Source organism: Aeromonas sp. 55A (assembly GCF_051919665.1).
In the GTDB taxonomy this organism is placed as follows: Bacteria; Pseudomonadota; Gammaproteobacteria; order Enterobacterales; family Aeromonadaceae; genus Aeromonas; species Aeromonas veronii.
On record NZ_JBQBEH010000008.1, the window covers coordinates 487,547 to 504,543 of the forward strand.

The 16,997-nt window shown below is 57.2% G+C and carries 18 protein-coding genes; 5 read left to right on the plus strand and 13 right to left on the minus strand.

Translation table 11 applies throughout. The features are described 5' to 3' along the window. The first annotated feature begins 143 nt into the window (after positions 1-143). Positions 144-1,151, plus strand: a complete 1,008-nt coding sequence (locus ACTG2G_RS06105; protein ID WP_005349723.1) for an isocitrate dehydrogenase — start codon at positions 144-146, stop codon at positions 1,149-1,151. A gap of 117 nt (positions 1,152-1,268) precedes the next feature. Continuing rightward, a complete protein-coding gene (locus tag ACTG2G_RS06110) occupies positions 1,269-1,727 on the plus strand; it encodes a hypothetical protein (protein ID WP_005358627.1) in 459 nt (152 codons plus the stop codon). 82 nt (positions 1,728-1,809) lie between these two features. Here the strand turns inward: ACTG2G_RS06110 and rlmM are convergent, their stop codons facing one another. The 6 genes from rlmM to dinB all read right to left on the minus strand — a co-directional run bounded on the left by rlmM (position 1,810) and on the right by dinB (position 8,425). Beyond that, positions 1,810-2,904: a 23S rRNA (cytidine(2498)-2'-O)-methyltransferase RlmM gene (rlmM, locus tag ACTG2G_RS06115; RefSeq protein WP_005338617.1), complete on the minus strand. Its 1,095-nt coding sequence runs from the start codon at positions 2,902-2,904 to the stop codon at positions 1,810-1,812. Continuing rightward, the gene (locus ACTG2G_RS06120) at positions 2,897-3,283 is read right to left on the minus strand and encodes a DUF423 domain-containing protein (protein WP_075115000.1); all 387 of its coding nucleotides are present in this window, start codon (positions 3,281-3,283) and stop codon (positions 2,897-2,899) included. The genes rlmM and ACTG2G_RS06120 overlap by 8 nt, the downstream gene beginning before the upstream one ends. Positions 3,284-3,334: 51 nt before the next feature. Continuing rightward, on the minus strand, positions 3,335-3,964 hold the full coding sequence (locus ACTG2G_RS06125; RefSeq protein WP_439985288.1) for an alpha/beta family hydrolase: 630 nt from the start codon (positions 3,962-3,964) through the stop codon (positions 3,335-3,337). Continuing rightward, complete coding sequence (locus ACTG2G_RS06130) at positions 3,957-4,877, minus strand: transcriptional regulator GcvA (protein WP_005338622.1); 921 nt, start codon at positions 4,875-4,877, stop codon at positions 3,957-3,959. The genes ACTG2G_RS06125 and ACTG2G_RS06130 overlap by 8 nt, the downstream gene beginning before the upstream one ends. A 284-nt stretch (positions 4,878-5,161) precedes the next feature. Further along, the gene (locus ACTG2G_RS06135) at positions 5,162-7,303 is read right to left on the minus strand and encodes a methyl-accepting chemotaxis protein (protein WP_157161260.1); all 2,142 of its coding nucleotides are present in this window, start codon (positions 7,301-7,303) and stop codon (positions 5,162-5,164) included. Between the two features lie 66 nt (positions 7,304-7,369). Continuing rightward, positions 7,370-8,425 (minus strand): DNA polymerase IV, encoded by a 1,056-nt coding sequence (gene dinB, locus ACTG2G_RS06140; protein ID WP_439985890.1) that lies wholly within the window; start codon positions 8,423-8,425, stop codon positions 7,370-7,372. A 131-nt stretch (positions 8,426-8,556) separates the two neighbouring features. Here dinB and ACTG2G_RS06145 point away from each other — a divergent pair, with 131 nt between their 5' ends. Then, complete coding sequence (locus ACTG2G_RS06145; RefSeq protein WP_076495539.1) at positions 8,557-8,763, plus strand: hypothetical protein; 207 nt, start codon at positions 8,557-8,559, stop codon at positions 8,761-8,763. Positions 8,764-8,874: 111 nt separating this feature from the next. Here ACTG2G_RS06145 and ACTG2G_RS06150 read toward each other — a convergent pair whose 3' ends face one another. Both ACTG2G_RS06150 and ACTG2G_RS06155 read right to left on the minus strand, forming a co-directional pair. Then, complete coding sequence (locus ACTG2G_RS06150; RefSeq protein ID WP_439985289.1) at positions 8,875-9,435, minus strand: DJ-1 family glyoxalase III; 561 nt, start codon at positions 9,433-9,435, stop codon at positions 8,875-8,877. Positions 9,436-9,472: 37 nt separating this feature from the next. Then, positions 9,473-10,414: a ketopantoate reductase family protein gene (locus tag ACTG2G_RS06155; RefSeq protein WP_439985290.1), complete on the minus strand. Its 942-nt coding sequence runs from the start codon at positions 10,412-10,414 to the stop codon at positions 9,473-9,475. Positions 10,415-10,614: 200 nt separating this feature from the next. On the opposite strand from ACTG2G_RS06155, the gene ACTG2G_RS06160 reads away from it, so the two are divergent. Then, positions 10,615-11,097: a YajQ family cyclic di-GMP-binding protein gene (locus ACTG2G_RS06160; RefSeq protein ID WP_005338634.1), complete on the plus strand. Its 483-nt coding sequence runs from the start codon at positions 10,615-10,617 to the stop codon at positions 11,095-11,097. Between the two features lie 99 nt (positions 11,098-11,196). Here ACTG2G_RS06160 and ACTG2G_RS06165 read toward each other — a convergent pair whose 3' ends face one another. The 5 genes from ACTG2G_RS06165 to ACTG2G_RS06185 all read right to left on the minus strand — a co-directional run bounded on the left by ACTG2G_RS06165 (position 11,197) and on the right by ACTG2G_RS06185 (position 16,052). Next, positions 11,197-12,018, minus strand: coding sequence for a nucleoside-specific channel-forming Tsx family protein (locus ACTG2G_RS06165; protein ID WP_439985291.1), 822 nt, complete (start codon positions 12,016-12,018; stop codon positions 11,197-11,199). A 156-nt stretch (positions 12,019-12,174) separates the two neighbouring features. Then, entirely contained in the window at positions 12,175-13,554 is a 1,380-nt protein-coding gene (locus tag ACTG2G_RS06170) for an AmpG family muropeptide MFS transporter (protein ID WP_041202292.1), read from the minus strand. A 172-nt stretch (positions 13,555-13,726) separates the two neighbouring features. Continuing rightward, positions 13,727-14,314 (minus strand): peptidylprolyl isomerase, encoded by a 588-nt coding sequence (locus ACTG2G_RS06175; protein WP_042053243.1) that lies wholly within the window; start codon positions 14,312-14,314, stop codon positions 13,727-13,729. Between the two features lie 2 nt (positions 14,315-14,316). Next, positions 14,317-14,901, minus strand: a complete 585-nt coding sequence (locus tag ACTG2G_RS06180) for a YajG family lipoprotein (protein WP_005349692.1) — start codon at positions 14,899-14,901, stop codon at positions 14,317-14,319. A gap of 17 nt (positions 14,902-14,918) precedes the next feature. Then, positions 14,919-16,052 (minus strand): methyltransferase, encoded by a 1,134-nt coding sequence (locus ACTG2G_RS06185; protein WP_421386941.1) that lies wholly within the window; start codon positions 16,050-16,052, stop codon positions 14,919-14,921. Positions 16,053-16,255: 203 nt separating this feature from the next. On the opposite strand from ACTG2G_RS06185, the gene ACTG2G_RS06190 reads away from it, so the two are divergent. Next, on the plus strand, positions 16,256-16,570 hold the full coding sequence (locus tag ACTG2G_RS06190; RefSeq protein ID WP_421386940.1) for a BolA family protein: 315 nt from the start codon (positions 16,256-16,258) through the stop codon (positions 16,568-16,570). Positions 16,571-16,997: the final 427 nt, after the last annotated feature.

Consider the following 16,997-nt stretch of genomic DNA (forward strand, 5'->3'; position numbering starts at 1 on the left):
GCAGGCAAGGGCGTGAACCATGACGAGACTCACCCTCGCTGTTGATAAAAGTGAGTAGAATGTAAAGGAATGTGGTTGGTTTGCTGAGTAAATGCTATAAAGCAGCCCCATCCTCCCCTATACCCTGGAAGTGGAACCCTCTCATGTCCAAAAGAAAAATTACCGTGATCCCCGGCGACGGCATCGGCCCCAGCATCATTGAATCAGCCATCCAGATCCTGACCCATGCGGGCTGTGACTTTGAGTACGAATACGCTGATGCGGGTCTGGTTGCCCTCGAGAAGCATGGCGAGCTGCTGCCCCAGGCTACCCTGGATCTGATTGAGAAGAACAAGGTGAGCCTGAAAGGGCCATTGACCACACCGGTCGGCGGCGGTTTTACCTCCATCAACGTCTCCCTGCGCAAGAAGTTCAACCTCTACGCCAACGTGCGTCCGGTCATCTCCTTCAAGGGCACCAGAAGCCGTTACGACAACATCGATATCATCACGGTGCGTGAAAACACCGAAGGGATGTACTCGGGTGCAGGTCAGAAGCGCAGTGATGACAACAAGAGTGCCGAGGCGATGAGCATCATCACCCGCGAAGGGGCCGAGCGCATCGTCAAGTTTGCCTTCGAGCTGGCTCGTCAGGAAGGGCGCAAGAAGGTCACCATCATCCACAAGGCGAACATCCTCAAGTCAACCTCCGGCCTGTTCCTCGAAGTAGCCCGTGAAATCGCCAGCCACTATCCGGATATCCAGAGCGAAGAGATGATCGTCGATGCCGCCTGCATGAATCTGGTGATGTACCCGGAGCGTTTCGATGTCATGGTCACCACCAACCTGTTCGGCGACATCCTCTCGGATCTTTGCGCCGGTCTGGTTGGCGGCCTTGGCATGGCGCCCGGCGCCAACATTGGCGATGGCGCGGCCATCTTCGAAGCGGTCCATGGCTCTGCCCCCGACATCGCAGGCAAGAACATTGCCAACCCGACCTCGGTGATCCTCGCCTCCATTCAAATGCTGGAGTACCTCGGCATGCAGGATAAAGCAGAGCGGATCCGCGAGGCAGTACGAGCTACCATCGAATCCGGTGATCGGGTCACCCGTGATCTGGGCGGCACGGCTTCCACCAGCGAATTCACCCAGGCCATCATCGATCGCCTGTGAGTTAATTCATTGATTTTAAAAGGGAGCTTCGGCTCCCTTTTTTATATTTCCGAATCCTTTGCCACTCCCCGAACAGCAACTATGTTCAATAGAGAAGAAGAACAGGGAGTGTTTTTCATGAAGGGATACGGGTGCTATCTGGTGTCGGGCCTGCTGCTGGTGTGTGGTACTGCAAGTGCTTTCGAGCAGGATCAACAGACCCAAACCGCCAAACTGCCACAGCAGGAAAAACGGACTGCCACCGAGGTATGGCGCTCGAGCCTGAATACCAACGACCTGCTCAAGGCACCCAAACCCCTGTCGTTTGGTATTGAAGTCTCCACCGACAACTTTGGCAATCAAAAGATCACCTCCTACCCGCAGCTCAATCTGACCCCGGAAAAGAGCGTCAGTCTGTCGGTCGAACGCTTCAGACCCAAGGTCAAGTTCAAGGCTGGCGGAATGAACACCGCCCTCAGGCTGAGAGGAGACGGGATAAAGATGCAATTCAATCCGGTCGACAAAACCATCCCGCTGCAGATAGAGATCAAGGTGACCGACGACGAATCCTCCCTGCGCCTCGATTACCGTTTCTGATATTTTCCGGCAACCGAATAGCAAAAGGCCGACAGGTTTCCCTGTCGGCCTTGGTATTTATCGTACGGGCAGAACTGCTACATCACGCCTTGGGCTCGAGTTTGGAGACCCAGTACTTGTTGTAAACATGCACGGTGATCTCTTCTCGATCGTGATAGAGCTGCTTGGCCTGGATCACGAACGCGTTGTCGATCTCCTTGAGCATCTCGCGCAATACCTCGATATTGTGCACCGACTCGGCATAACGCTTCTTCATCGGCAGCTTGAGGTTGAACATCGCCTCCTGGCAGTCGCCCTCACGGAACCAGTCTGCAATCATGTGAACGACCCGCGCCGGTTTATCGACCATGTCGCACACCAGCCAGTAGGTGTTCTTCTTGCTCGGACGCCAGACGAAACCGTCATCCCGGATATGCTTGACCTGACCGGTATCCATCAGGGATTGGGCCATCATGCCGTTGTCGACCGCCGTCACCATCATGCCACGGCGCACCAGCTGATAGGTCCAGCCGCCCGGGCAAGCACCCAGATCCACCGCCTTCATGCCGGAGCAGAGACGCACATCCCACTCTTCCCGCGGCACGAACACGTAAAACGCCTCCTCCAGCTTGAGGCTGGAGCGGCTCGGCGCATCGGCCGGGAAGCGCAAGCGCGGGATCCCCATGTGGAATCCTGAGTTGTTGAACGAATAGGAGTAGCCCAGCAACACGTGATCATTGGCCATGAAGAAGGCGTGGAACACCGGACGGTTTGGCGTTTCCTTCTTGGTCAGGATCTCGTTGCTGCGCAGCGCCTGACGCAGCGGCACGGTGAACTTGCGGCAGAAGGCCGACAGCTCTTTCGCTTCGTTGGTGTCCGCGGTTTCGACCCGCAGATCGCCGCAAATGGTGTAGTCACTCACCGCCTCAAGGATGGGGGAGATCCTGTCCGCGACATCCAGATCCTTCAGCTCATGGGTGACCACCAGCATCTGACGGATGAAGATGAGCTCCCGGAATGGCAGCTTGCGAGCCAGCAGGTCCGCCTGCTCCTCGTCATACAGTTCGAAGATCACATAACCGCTGTCGTCCTTGACCCGGGCGAAACCGTAGCACTGCATGTTACCGGCACGCTCGGTGATCTCTGCAGCCGCCTCTTTCTCAAAACCGGGGCGGCAATAAAGCAGCAGATTATTCATTTTTTCCTCCAAGACGACAGCCGGCCCAGATCAGGGCCGTCCATCCCAACATAAAACAGAGGCCACCGGCCGGGGTAATCAACCCCAGCCCCTTGCTGCCAAGCAGCACCATGGCGTAAATACTGCCGGAAAATCCGATGATCCCCAGCACAAAAGCGGTGCCAGCCAGGTGGATCACCTTGCTGCGCACACCACACCAGCCCAGAACCAGCAGGGCCAATGCGTGAAAAAACTGATATTGCACGGCGGTATTGAACGCCGCCAGACGCTCGGGCGTAATGCCGGTCGCCGCCAATCCATGGGCGCCATAAGCCCCCAGCATGGTGGCAGTCAACCCGAAGAGACCGGCTAGTATCAGCCAATGTCGATGGATCTGCATCCTCACTCTCCCTCTCTCATCACCGCTGGCAATAAAACCAACCCTATCGTGCTATCCGTGCCGGGCCACAAAATGGCTGATGGCCGCCGCTGCATGCTGCATATTCTCCTGCTCACTCACGCCACTGGTTTTACGCGGTTTGAAACCATGATCACCATCGGTCAACCAATGGACCGATACGGCGGGTGAGAAGGGAAAATCGGACAGTTCGGCGCGACTACCGAAGGTATCGCGCTCCCCCTGCAACAGCAGGGTTGGCACTGCAATATGCTTGAGTACCTCGCCTCGCCAGCTGTCGGGCTTGGCCGGAGGGTGGAAAGGATACCCGAGAATGAGCAATCCTGCAGCATTCATCTCACCCTCGCCTTCACGATAGAGTTCCGCCGCCATCCGCCCGCCCATCGACTTGCCCGCCAGAAACAGTCGTGGATGGGCAAACTCGCGGATCATGTCGTGCCAATGGGCGAGCAGCACAGGCGCCCTGTCAGGCGGGCGGCGCTTGCCATCCTGTGCACGCCTTGTCATGTAGGGAAAGTTGAAGCGCACCACTTCGATATCCGGCCCGGCCAGCAGACATGACAACTCGGCAAGAAAGGGGTGATCCATCCCCGCGCCTGCCCCGTGGGCCAGCAAAATGCGAACGGGGGCATCAATTGCCCCCTCGCGGATCACATCAGGCATCGGCGAGCCTTGCCCTGCGACGCGCCTCTTCCTGCTCCACCAGCTCCAGCATCCAGTCGCGGAAGGCAACGATCTTGCCCTGATCCGACTGTTGTTCCTGGCACACCAGATAGAAAGCATTCTTGCTCACCAGCACCTGCTCGAACGGGCAGATAAGGCGGCCGGCCTCAATCTCGGGTTGTGCCAGCACGCTGTGGCCAAGCGCCACCCCCTGGCCGTGGATCGCCGCCTGGATCACCATGGTGGAGTGGCTGAAGATGGGCCCCTGATTAACGTTGGGGGCATCGATATCGAGCTGGCGGAACCAGGCCTTCCAGTCGCGGCGGGAGGTATCGTGCAGCAGGGTATGAAGAGTCAAATCTTGCGGCGTACGCAGTGGCTTGGGCCCGGTCAGCAGCAAGGGGGAACAGACCGGGATCAGGTATTCGGTATGCAGCTTGTCCGAGCGCAGACCCGGCCAGTTGCCGCGGCCGTAGTAGATGGCCACATCCACATCGTCGGTGAGCGACCCTTCGTCGAGATCGACCGCCTTGATCCGCACGTCGATATCGGGGTGGCGCTCGCTGAACTTGACCAACCGCGGCACCAGCCACTGGATGGCGAAACTCGGCTGCAAACTGACAGTCAACGCCCCCTTGGCACTGCGGGCCAGCAGCTTGTCGGTCGCCTCAGAGATGGAGGCAAAGATGTCCTTGATATCCAGGAAATAGCCCTGCCCCTCTTCGGTCAGCAACAAGGAGCGGTTTTTGCGGCGGAACAGCTTGATGCCAAGATACTCCTCCAGCGCCTTGATCTGGTGACTGATGGCAGCCTGAGTCACAAACAACTCTTCTGCTGCGCGGGTAAAGCTTAAGTGACGAGCCGCTGCTTCAAAGGCCTTGAGGGCATTGAGCGGGGGTAAACGACGAGACATGACACCAGCCGACGATGAGTTTTTCTAATGGGGCGCATTATAATTTGTCGGTTGCGGGTCGACCAGTGAATAAACATAATTCGCCCAGCAATCAGTCGTCATATGGCTCACATTTTCTACTACGTGTTGGTTTACATGTGTTTTTAGTGAGTCTTTCGACTGCGATTGTGGTGTTGTGTTTCTTCCTCTGCGGGAAGAGGGGCTCAAATCTCACCGGTTTGACCCAGTCTGTCATCTGAATGTGTTTGGCGCCTCCAGCTGGATGGCGCCTTTTTTCATCCCTTCTATACCTTGAACTGCCCCACCAGCTGCTGCTGCTTGTCCGCCAGCGCAGAGAGCTCGCGACCATTTTCGGCGGAGGTCGCCGCCTCGGCCCGAATGGTGTGGCTCACATCGCGAATGTTGCTGACGTTGCGGTTGATCTCGTCCGCCACCCGGCTCTGCTCCTGTGCCGCCCGGGCAATCTGCTCGTTCATCTGATGGATGGTGGAGACCGACTGGATAATCTGCTCCAGCACCTGCACCGAGAGATCCACCTTGGCGAGGGTCTCGTCAGCCTGTCCATGACCATCGCGAATCGCCTTGACCACGGCGCCGGTACCGGATTGCAGTTGGCTGATCAGGGTTTGGATCTCGACGATGGCATTCTGGGTGCGACCCGCCAGATTGCGCACCTCATCGGCCACCACGGCAAAGCCACGGCCCTGCTCACCGGCCCGCGCCGCTTCAATAGCCGCATTCAGCGCCAGCAAGTTGGTCTGCTCGGCAATTCCCTGGATCACAATGAGGATGTCATTGATGTTGTCGCTGTTGGCGGAGAGCCGTTCCACCACCGGCTGGGCATCGTTGATGATGGTCATCAGCTTGCGCATCGCCTCCTGGGTGTCGGCAACGACATACTTGCCCTCTTGCGCCGCGGCATCAGTGGTGTTGGCAGCCGCCACCGCCGAGCCGGCATTACCGGAGACCTGCAACGCCGTAGCGCTCAGCTCTTCAAATGCCGTCGCCACCAGATCGATCTCCTGATACTGGGCCTGCATGCCGCTGCTGGTGCGCTCGGCCACCTGCGCGGCTCGCTCGGCACTGTTGCGCGTACCGGAGACGGTATCAATCACCTGACTGATGGTGGATTGCAACTTGTTGAGGAAGCTGTTGAACCACTTGGCCAACTCGCCGATCTCGTCTTGCCGCAGGATCTCGATACGCTGGGTCAAATCCCCCTCGCCGCTGGCGATATCCTTGAGGCGGGCAACCACAGCGCGGATGGGCGCCACGATCTGGCGCGCCATCAACCAGATAAAACTCAGGGCCACCAGCGAGATCAGCACCCCGATTGACAGCTGCGAGACCACGCTGCGATTGGCTTCACTGGCCAACTCATCTTGCAGTTGCTGGGCCGAAGCCAGTACTACGGCCCGTGGCAATTCGATGTAGATGCCCCATTTACGGTCGGTGCCACGCATGGATACCGGGACAAAGGTCTGCAACAGGGCGCCGTCGCTGCTCCAGCGAGTCAACTCCTGACCCTGACTGAGCCAGCCTTTCAGCTCGCTGGCCAGCCCCTGATACTTCTGATCCAGCCCGCGCCCCATGGTCACATCGAACTCATCGGCTCCCGCCACGCGCCCCTCGTGACTGACCAGCAATATTCTGCCCTTGCCGTCATAGAGCTCCTTGTCCATGGTACTGACCAGACTCTGCAAAGTGGCCAGCGAGATATCAACCCCGACCATCCCCAGCAAGGTCTCCTGCTCCAGCAGCGGGACCGTCACCGAGGTCATCAATATCTGTTTATCGCCCACATCGTCCAGATAGGGCTCCAGCAGGCAGAGGGAACGGGTGCGAATACTGCAGCGATACCACTCGTTTTCGATTCCACCAGCCTCGGTCGGGCTCTCATCGGCCAGTACATCCTCATTCTGCACTTCCGGCTCTATCTTGCCGTTGTCGTATGCCCAGTAACTGGAAAAACGCCCCTTGTCGTTGGAACCCAGTGCCGTGGAGCCCTGATAGTTGCTGTCTTCCCCATCCAGCTGGTCAGGCTCGAACACCGCATAGACACCAAGCAGATTGGTCGATGAGGCAACGGCATCGTGCAGTTGCTGATTGACGGCGCTGCGCAGCGCCTCCGAATGGACAAAGTTCTCAGCCGCATTCTTGCGCTGGAACAACACGCTCTCCGCCAGCAAACTGGCGCGGAAATAGGCCTCATCGAGATAGCTGGTCACCTTGGCCGCCTGCTCCGAGCCCATCGCCTTCATCCAGTTCTCGGCAGACTGCTGCGCCTCGTGCATGGTGGCTTGCCGCACCTGCTGCTGCATCTTGTTCGCGTTGTAAATCGAAGAGGCAACCAGAGCGGCGGCTGTCACCAACAGACAGCAACCGGCGATCAGGGTAATCCGACCCTGGACAGAAAGAGCGCTCATGCCAATATTCCTACGTCATACAGATATGGATAGATTATCGACTTTATAAACAAAAACTTAACTCTCTCACAGCAAATCCAGCGAGAGTTGATTAACTTCACCCTCTTTTGGCAAACCCACCACCAAGCCCAGCAGGCGAACCGAACGCCCTTGCGCCCGCTGTAGCCCCTCTTTGAGCAGGGGAACAAACAAGGCTGGCTGATAGCCACCCTGACTGCGATAGACGGTGGTCTGGTGGAAATCGGCAAACTTGAGCTTGATCCCCTGCCCCATCACCTGCTCGGCATGGCACGCCAGCTGAAATCGCCGCTCCAGCTCCGGCAGCAGTTGCTGCAATACCGTCAGGCAGGCGGCTTCGTCACAAACATCGCTCGCCAAAGTGGTCTCCACCCCGATGGTTTTGCGGATCCGGTGCGCCTGCACCGGCTGTTCATCCAGCCCCCAGATCCGGGTCGTCAGCATCTCCCCCAGCTTGCCAAAACGGCTGCACAGCTCTTGTGCCGACAAGGCCCGCGCATCCTCACAGGTGTAAAGCCCCTGAGCCTCCAGCCGCTCGGCAGTCTTGCGCCCCACCCCGGGCAGTTTGCCAAGTGGCAACTGGCAGACAAATTCGGCCACTTCGTCGGGACGAATGACAAACAGACCATCAGGCTTGCGCTGCTCCGAGGCGAGCTTGGCGAGAAACTTGTTGGGGGCCACTCCGGCCGAGGCGGTCAATCCCAGTTCGGAGACGATGGCTTGCCGGATCTCTTGCGCCATCAGGGTGGCGCTGCCGCCACAACAGCGACTGTGGGTCACGTCGAGGTAAGCCTCATCCAGCGACAGCGGTTCAACCTGATCGGTATAGCGCAGGAAAATGGCCCTGAGCTGACGGGAGATATCCTTGTACACCGCCATTCGCCCAGGGATCAGTACCAGCGGCGGGCAGAGTTTTTTCGCCAGCGCGCTCGGCATGGCGGAGCGCACCCCGAACCGGCGCGCCACATAGTTGCAGGTCGAGATGACGCCGCGCCGCTCGGAGGACCCACCGATGGCAAGCGGCACCTCCCGCAACGCCGGATTGTCCCGCATCTCCACCGCGGCAAAAAAGCAGTCCATGTCGATATGGATGATTTTGCGCATACCACTGTATAAATAAACAGACATGGCACCATCTTACCCCAAGGATAACCGCAGCTCTATCTCTCTCGTTGCGGCTAAAATAGTAGACTCCAAGGAGACCTTTACTACCACAATGACAAGGAGCGTTCGGGATGAAATATCTTTGGCTGGGACTCTGTTTGCTGCCGTTGACCGGCATCGGCAAGAACAACCCGACGGCAGAGTGCCGCTGGCTGTACGACCGGATTGAGATACTGGAACAGGCCATCAAGAAAGGGGACACACTCGGCACAGAGCAAGAATTGGCACGCTGGAAAACTGAGTACAACAAAAAACAGTGCTCACAGTACGACTACTGAGCCGGACAAGATGGCGTGACCGACAACGGCAGATAACAAACGGGCCCCGATCAAAACGCTCGGGGCCCGTTTTTCAAAGCATGGCCAGATTGATTCTGCAGCAGAGTGCGCTCAAGGCAGCACCATAGTGCCAGCAACAGTGGCAGCCACCTCATCCCCACGCAGCACCCGGACCAGTTCAAGGGCAAACTCGATGGCACTGCCCGGCCCCTGACTGGTAATCAGGCGATGAGCCTCATCCCTGACTACCCGCTCATGTGACAGTTGCGATGTTGACAGTTGGGACTGAAAGCCGGGATGACAGGTGACGATGGCATCACCCAGTAGAGCGTGATGTTGCAACACCACCACAGGGGCGGCGCAGATGGCAGCGCGCCAGCGACCAAGAACCGCCTGCTCTTTGAGCAAATCGATGGCCAGCGGGGTATCGCGGATCACTTCGCTGCCGGGCAGACCGCCAGGCACCACGATGGCTTCAAACTCCCGACTTATCAGCTCGTCGATATGACAATCGGCCACCAGCTGTACCCCGCGCGATGCTTTCACCTGCCGGGATCCAGCAGGGCAACAAGAGGCCAGCACCACCTCGATGCTGGCGCGCACCAGGGTATCGACAATGGCGACCGTCTCTATCTCTTCCGACCCAGGGGCCACCAGCACCAATACCCTCATTCCTGCCTCCTTGCTGCTTGCTCTGTCATGTAATCAGTCAGGCGACCTGACTCTTCTCTTTGATCGCCTGATAGAGACCCTGATTGACCGGTACGGCGATGCCATGTCGGGCAGCCTTGGCCAACAGGAAACCGGTAATGGCCTCAATCTCGGTCTCTCGTCCCAGCTCCATATCCTGATACATGGAGGAGTAATTGTCCGCAGTCAGTTCCACCACTGTCATCACCCGGCGCAGCAGCTCTTCTGCCGTGGTAGGCATCCCTTCGGCACACATCACATCCGCCACTTCCACACAGATCTGCTGCAGGGCATCGGCAAAACGGGGGCCAGCCAGCTCGCCATTTTTCAGCTTGTGCAACGCAGTCAGCGGGTTGATGGCGCAGTTAATGGTCAGCTTTTGCCACTGGCGCGCCAATATCTGCTCGTCCCAACCGGCCTGACCGAGGGCCTGCGCCAACTCATCCGCCAGAGCGGCATGGGCCTTGGCGGCATCGTTGATCGGGCCGAGCCAGGTTTCGCCCTTGCCAGTATGACGGAAGACAAAATGGCCGCACTGCATGGCACCATGGCTGGTGACACCGGCAATTACCGGGTTGTGCGGGAACATCTCGACCACCTGCTCGGCAATCCCCATCCCGTTGTGCAGCAGCACGATCGGCACGCCGGCATCCAGCTTGCCCACCAGCGGCGCCAATGCGGCAATCACCTGACTGGCCTTGGTCATCACCAGCAGACGCTGGATCTTGCCAGGCTTGCTGACAAATTCGCGCTCGATATTGAGCAGTTGAACATGCCCCTCCAGCGAGGTGAAATCGATCCCTGGATGGAGCGTAGACTTGTGGTGTTCACGCAACAAGACACGGGTAGATTGACCGCTCAGGGTCAACAGGGAGGCAAAAACGCCGCCGAGGGCGCCGCAACCCAAGATGGACCACTGAGCAGTTGCAGGTTGTCGGGAATGTTTTAATCCGCTTGGCATGGTGTGACTCTGTCAGGGTAAGGGTTGCAATCCTCTCAACCTGTTACCGGGGATAAATGAAGATGTCGCTGATGGACACTAACGGGTCCACCTATCCTGTGCGCAGGGGATTCTAGCAGAGCAGCCCCATCAAAATCAGCAAATTTGCCCGTTTTCTGGTAGATTTGCCCCCCGATAACGCAACATGAGGAGCTCCGGCTATGCCGTCATTCGATATTGTCTCAGAAGTCAAAATGAACGAGGTGTTGAACGCAGTCGACAACGCCAATCGTGAACTGGCCACCCGTTTCGATTTTCGTGGGGTAGAAGCCAGCTTCGAGTTGAACAAGGAAGAGGTAAAACTGGAAGCCGATGCCGATTTCCAGCTCAAGCAGATGGTCGAAATCCTGCGCGGTGCCCTGCTCAAACGCAATATCGAGAACAGCTCCATGGAAGTAGGCGATTCCGTTCACTCCGGCAAGCGCTTCCACCTGACCGTCAAGTTCAAGCAGGGGATCGAGAAAGAGATCGCCAAGAAGCTGGTCAAGCTGATCAAGGACTCCAAGATCAAGGTACAGGTCGCCATCCAGGGTGATGAAGTACGTGTCACCGGCAAGAAGCGTGACGATCTGCAAGAGACCATGGCACTGGTCCGTGGCGCCGAGCTGGGTCAGCCGATGCAGTTCCAGAATTTCCGCGACTAAATAATGCTGTTGCGTGGCGCCGCTACCGAGCGCGTCACGCATAAGCGCGAAAATAAAAAACCGGAGCCAAGGCTCCGGTTTTTTGTACCTCAAGTTTGATTAGAACTTGTAGGTAACAGAGAAGTAGTGACCGAAACCAGTTGAGTCACCGTATACACCGTCTTTGATACCGTAGACATCTTTGAAGTACTTCAGACCGTAACCAACAGCGTAACGATCGGAGTGCCAGTAGATGCCGTGGAAGGTACCCAGACCATCGCTAGAGCGATCAGCCGCATACTCATCCATGCCGAAGGTGTAATCCAGATAGCCTTGGTAGGAGACGAAGCTGCCATTGGAGAAGGTATAGAACGGCTTGAACCAGTTCATCGAGAACTGATAGCCATCCCAACCTTCTGCACCCGCATCGAAGGATTCGTTAGCGTGGCGAGCATACAGGTTCATACCCATTTTGCCGAACCAAGGCACCATAACATCAGCACCCAGACCAACCAAAGATTCGTTCAGGCCTTCAACACCGCCAATGTTGAACAGGGTGGAAACGTACATTTCCTGCACAGGACCAAAGGAGAGATCTTTACCGGTCAGTGCATCCAGAGACATGCGCGGCGCGAACTTGATGAACAGGTTTTCTTGCTTGTGCTTATCGCTGTGCTTGGAATCAAAGATATCGAAGACGTCAACATAGCCATACAGATCAAAGATGCCGGAACGACCGCCGAACTCCATCTCAAAATAGGTATCGTTGTAGTTGCCATCTTCGGTAAAAATCGGACGCTGGTCGATGGTGTGCATTACGTTGAACTGCATCCACTTGTAATCGTTCTTGTGGATGTCGCCGCTGTAGTCAGCAGCAAAGGCCGGGGTAGCGGCGGCAGCCAGCAGACCGGCAGCGATCAGAGTCTTGGTAAATTTGGCCATTTTATTGGTCTCTTGTGCGTTAGTTGAGGTTTTCCGTAGCCTGCCCACAAGGAGCGAGAGGGATTCTAATCAAATAAAATTGGGGGTGAAACAACTTCTCGGGAACTTTATCCGGAAGTGTGAATCTAATCACCCCCGATTCTACGCAAACGCTTGCTATTTGTCAGCCGTTGAGAGCAACTCACTCCCTTTTCTGGCGACAAGCACAATCAACAACAACACGGGCAAGCCCAATAAACTGGTGCCGACAAAGAAGGCACTGTAGCCAATCTGCTCCACAACCTGTCCGGAAAAACCGGCCAGCAACTTGGGTAGCAGCAACATTACCGAGCTGAACAGGGCGTACTGAGTGGCCGAAAATGCCACATTGGTCAGGCTGGAGAGATAGGTCACGAAGGCTGCGGTAGCGATACCGGCACTGAGGTTATCCAGCGAGATAATCAGCGTCAGCAGTTCCAGGTTGTGACCAACCTGATTGAGCAAGGCAAACAACAGGTTGGTGCTGGCGGTGAGCAGCGCCCCCAAGAACAGGATGCGCAGCGTGCCGAAGCGCATCACCAGCACGCCCCCCAGCGCAGCGCCCACCAGCGTCATGATGACGCCAAACACCTTGGTAATGGTGGCAACCTCGGTCTTGCTGAACTGCATATCCACATAGAAGCTGTTGGACATCACCCCCATCACCACATCGGCAACCCGATAGCAGGCGATCAGAGCCAGGATCAGCAGCGCCGAGCTGCCATAGCGACGAAAGAAGTCAGCAAACGGACACCAGACCGCCTCATAGCCCCAGGCCCCCGCACTCGCCAGCAGCGCAGGCCACCCTTTTTCCAGGAGCTGCGCCTTGCGTTCGGCCTGTTGTTTGCCCTGCTCGGCCAGATCGATATCCGGCTCGTGGCAAAACAGCGTGGTGATGACCCCGAGTGACATCAGACCCGCCATCACCAGATAGGTAATCTGCCAGCCACGATAGTCATAGCCACTATTGCTGCCAAACCAGGCTGCCAGCGCCAGCGCACCGGCGCCCGCCATGATCATCGCCAATCGGTAACCGGTCATGTAGGAGGCCGCCATCGCCGCCTGTAGCCGCTCGGGAGCAGATTCGATGCGATAGGCGTCGATAACGATATCCTGAGTCGCCGAGGCAAAGGCCACCAGCAGGGCAAACATCGCCAGCTGGGCCAGCTCGGTCTTGGGATCGCAGAACGCCATGCCGACCAGCGCGGCGGCAATCAGCAACTGGGAGAAGAACATCCAGCTGCGGCGACGCCCCAGCAGCGTGGAGAGCAACGGCAGCGGCATGCGATCCACCAGCGGCGACCACAGCCATTTAAAGCCATAGGCGAGCGCCACCCAGCTCATATAGCCGATATCGGTCAGGCTGACATCGGCCTCGCGCAACCAGAATGAGAGGGTACCGAACACCAGCAGCAGCGGCAGACCCGATGAAAAACCCATGGCAAAGAGAATAAACACCCGAAATTCGAGATAGACGGCGAGGGACTCTCTCCAGCTTGGTTTGCGGATCATGTTCAACTACCTGACGACTTTGGAAAAGTGCGTCATTTTGGCAGGTTGATGGCAGATAGCCAAGGCAAGCAAAGAGATAGGCAAAAGAAGCCCGGATAGAGAAAAGACCCATCCCGAACGGGATGAGCCTTGTATCGTGACCTGACGAGGCGAGGTGACGAACCGCGTCCAGTGAGGATTACTTGCCCGCTTTCTTGTCGACTTTCTTGTCTGCCGGAGTTTCTGCCAGCAAGACCACCTTCTTCAGAATGATGGGACTGGTCGGCACATCGTTGGCACGCAGAATGGGGCTGTAACCGGTCTGTACCTGAGCCAGCTTGTCCAGCACCTCCATCCCCTGCACCACCTGACCGAACACGGTATAACCCGCAGAGCCACCGGCGTTGAGGTTATTGTTGTCGACCAGATTGAAGTAAAACTGGCGAGTAGCGCTGTCGACCGCCTGGGTGCGAGCCATAGCGATGGAGCCACGCTTGTTGGGCAGACCGCCGCGCGACTCGTTGACCACAGGCTCATAAGTCGGCAGTTGCTGGAACTGCTGGTTGTAGCCCCCACCCTGCACCACGAAATCCTGGATCACCCGGTGGAAGATGCTGCCGTCATAGCTGCCATCAGCCACGTAGCGCAGGAAGTTCTTCACCGTCTGGGGCGCCTGCTTGGACGCCAGCTCCACCACGATATTGCCGTGGTTGGTCTCCATTCTGACTTTCGGGCCTGCGAACGCCAGCGGGGCGATCAGCATGGCCAGCAACCAGAGTTTTTTCATCATCAGACCCCTGCGCCGTTCGGTTGACCTTTAAGGTAACCGCGCAGCGCATCATCCGCCATGATCTGCTGCAGCACGCTACCCAGTTGCAGGTTCAGTGTAGACTCCAGGTCGGCCATGCTTGGCTCGCTCGGGCTCTCCTTGCTGGAGGACATGTTGAACTGCTTGGTCAGACGGTTGCCCTGGAAATCGGCGATCACCTGCAGGCTGACGCGGGATTTGGTGACATAGGTAAAGGTCTTCTCTTCCACATTGACTGCGGCGTTGGAGATCACCAGCGTCAGGTTGGTGGTGCCACTGTTGCCCACTTCGAGACCCTGGCTGCGCAGCCCTTCGGCCAGCCGCTCGGCCATCAGCAGGTTGAGCGGACGCTCACTGTTGACCAGGACGGGGGCTTTCTCTTTATGTTTGATAGAGAAGACGTAGGCAGCCTCACGCTTGTCTACCCCTTCCATGGTGATGCGATTGCCAGAGTAGTATTGCTGGTTGGCGGGGATCACCTGCGGATTGAGCAGCGCCGTCTCCGGCCAATGAGTGGCACACCCGCCCAGCATCAGGGCGGCCAGCAGCAAGAGTGACTTTTTCATCATGGTTTCCTTTGGCTTTAGCGTTTGATGGCTTTCAAAATAACGAATTTGCTGTTCGACGCAACGACTTGTGCGTTGGCAAACAAGCGCTTGAGTTTGTTGTGATAGTCCAGATGACGGTTGCCTACTATCCAGAGTTCCCCCCCCTGAGGCAACACCCGGTGCGCATCACTGAACATCTGCCAGGCGATATGATCGGTGATCGCCTGTAACTGATGGAAAGGAGGGTTGCAGAGGATCCGATCCGCCGAGCCGACCGCCACCCCGTCGAGACAGTTATTGACCATAAAACGGGCGCGCGGCAGTGCATCGGGCTGATTATGCTCGACGTTGAGCTGTGCCGAGGCGACCGCCATATAGGATTCATCGATAAAGGTCACCTCCACCTCGCTGTCTTTGGCGAGCAGCGACAACCCCAACACCCCGTTGCCACAGCCCAGATCGATCACCTTGCGGGCACTGTGGATGGGCAGGTTGTCCAGCATAAAACGGGCACCGATATCGAGACTGGTGCGCGAGAAGACATTGGCATGGTTGTGGATGAGCATGCCACTCCCCTCCAGCGGCCAGACAGTCGGGAAGGGGTTGGCCAGCGCGGGTTGTCCGGCCTGCGGCTCACAGTGAATGAGACGCGCCTTTTTCCAGGCCAGCGAGGTACGGGTAGGCCCCAAATACTTCTCGAACAACTTGAGGGTGGAAGTATGAATATCCTTCGCCTTGCCGGCAGCAATAACGCGGGTTGCCGGTGTCACCACCGCACGCAATGCCAGCAGTTGCTGCTCCAATAGAGCCTGATATTTGGAGACCTTGATCACCACAAGTGCTGGGGCATCGGGCAGCGGCGCCAGCGCATCCTGCAAGCGGATACCACCCGCATCCAGTCCGTTTTCGGCCAAATTGGCCAGGGTCGCCCGCTCACTGATGTAGGAGTCGGTGACGCAGCAGGGGGAGTACGGATGCAGATAGGCCGCCAGCGCGCCAAAGCCATCATTCATGATGATGACGGGGCCCGCCTGCTCGAGGGGAGACTCCGCCAGGGTGTTGATCAGGTATTCGTCAGCCGCATCCCAGGCTTGCAGGGTCTCCTGACTCAGGCGCGGATAGCGGTAGAGCGTGAGCTGGCAATGGGGAGTGTCGAGAAGGGTTTGCATAGGAAGAGTCCAACCTCGGCTTGATTCGTGTATACAGGCGCCAGGGGCGACGCAAAGTGGCGCTATTCTAGCGAGGAGCAGGAATTTCACCAGTTCGATGCGCATCAAGGGGCAACTGACGGGTGATTTCCCTCTTACGGGGGCTTATTCCATCCCGCGACTGCCGATAGAATGGCCCGACATTCACTCTGGAAGCCGATCCGATGACCATCCAACAACTGATTGAAGCCAAGCTGACCGCCGCCCTCTCCCCCACCGTGCTGGAGGTGATCAACGAGAGCCACATGCACCGAGTGGAACCGGGATCTGAGAGCCACTTCAAGGTGGTGATCGTCAGCGAGCAATTTGCAGGGCTGCGGCTGCTGGCACGACATCGTCAGGTCAACGCGGTGCTGGCCGACGAGCTGGCCGGTGCCGTTCATGCACTGGCACTGCATACCTACACAGAGACCGAGTGGCAGGAAAAAGGCCGCGCCCCACGAACCCCGAGCTGCGTTGGCAAACCGTCACTCTCCTGAAAGCGGTTGTACCACTGGATTCCCCTCGAGAACCTGCCAACAAAAATTAAACATATTTCCCCCATTGGCTCCGAAAAGGCTACATCGAAGGGGGTATATTTCGACATCAAGGCTTTTTGCTGATAGTGGAGGCAACGGCAAATACCCCCATCGAGGTATCGAAATAAAAAAACCTTTAAAACCACTACTTACAAGGTGTCAGGGGCTTATTCATTGCAGGTTAATTTTGTGATGGCACGGGGATTTTGCCCATTTGGCATGGCAGAAAATGCACCTTAAGTGGTAAACTCAAGCGCTTTTGAGTGAGCCTGCATGTTGAATAATTGTTGAGCCTGCCCACCTGGCGCAACCACAACATCGACTCATTCAACCACCCGTCGTGATGTATTTCTCGGCGCTAACCAACCTCTCCCGTAACGGTAGTGCA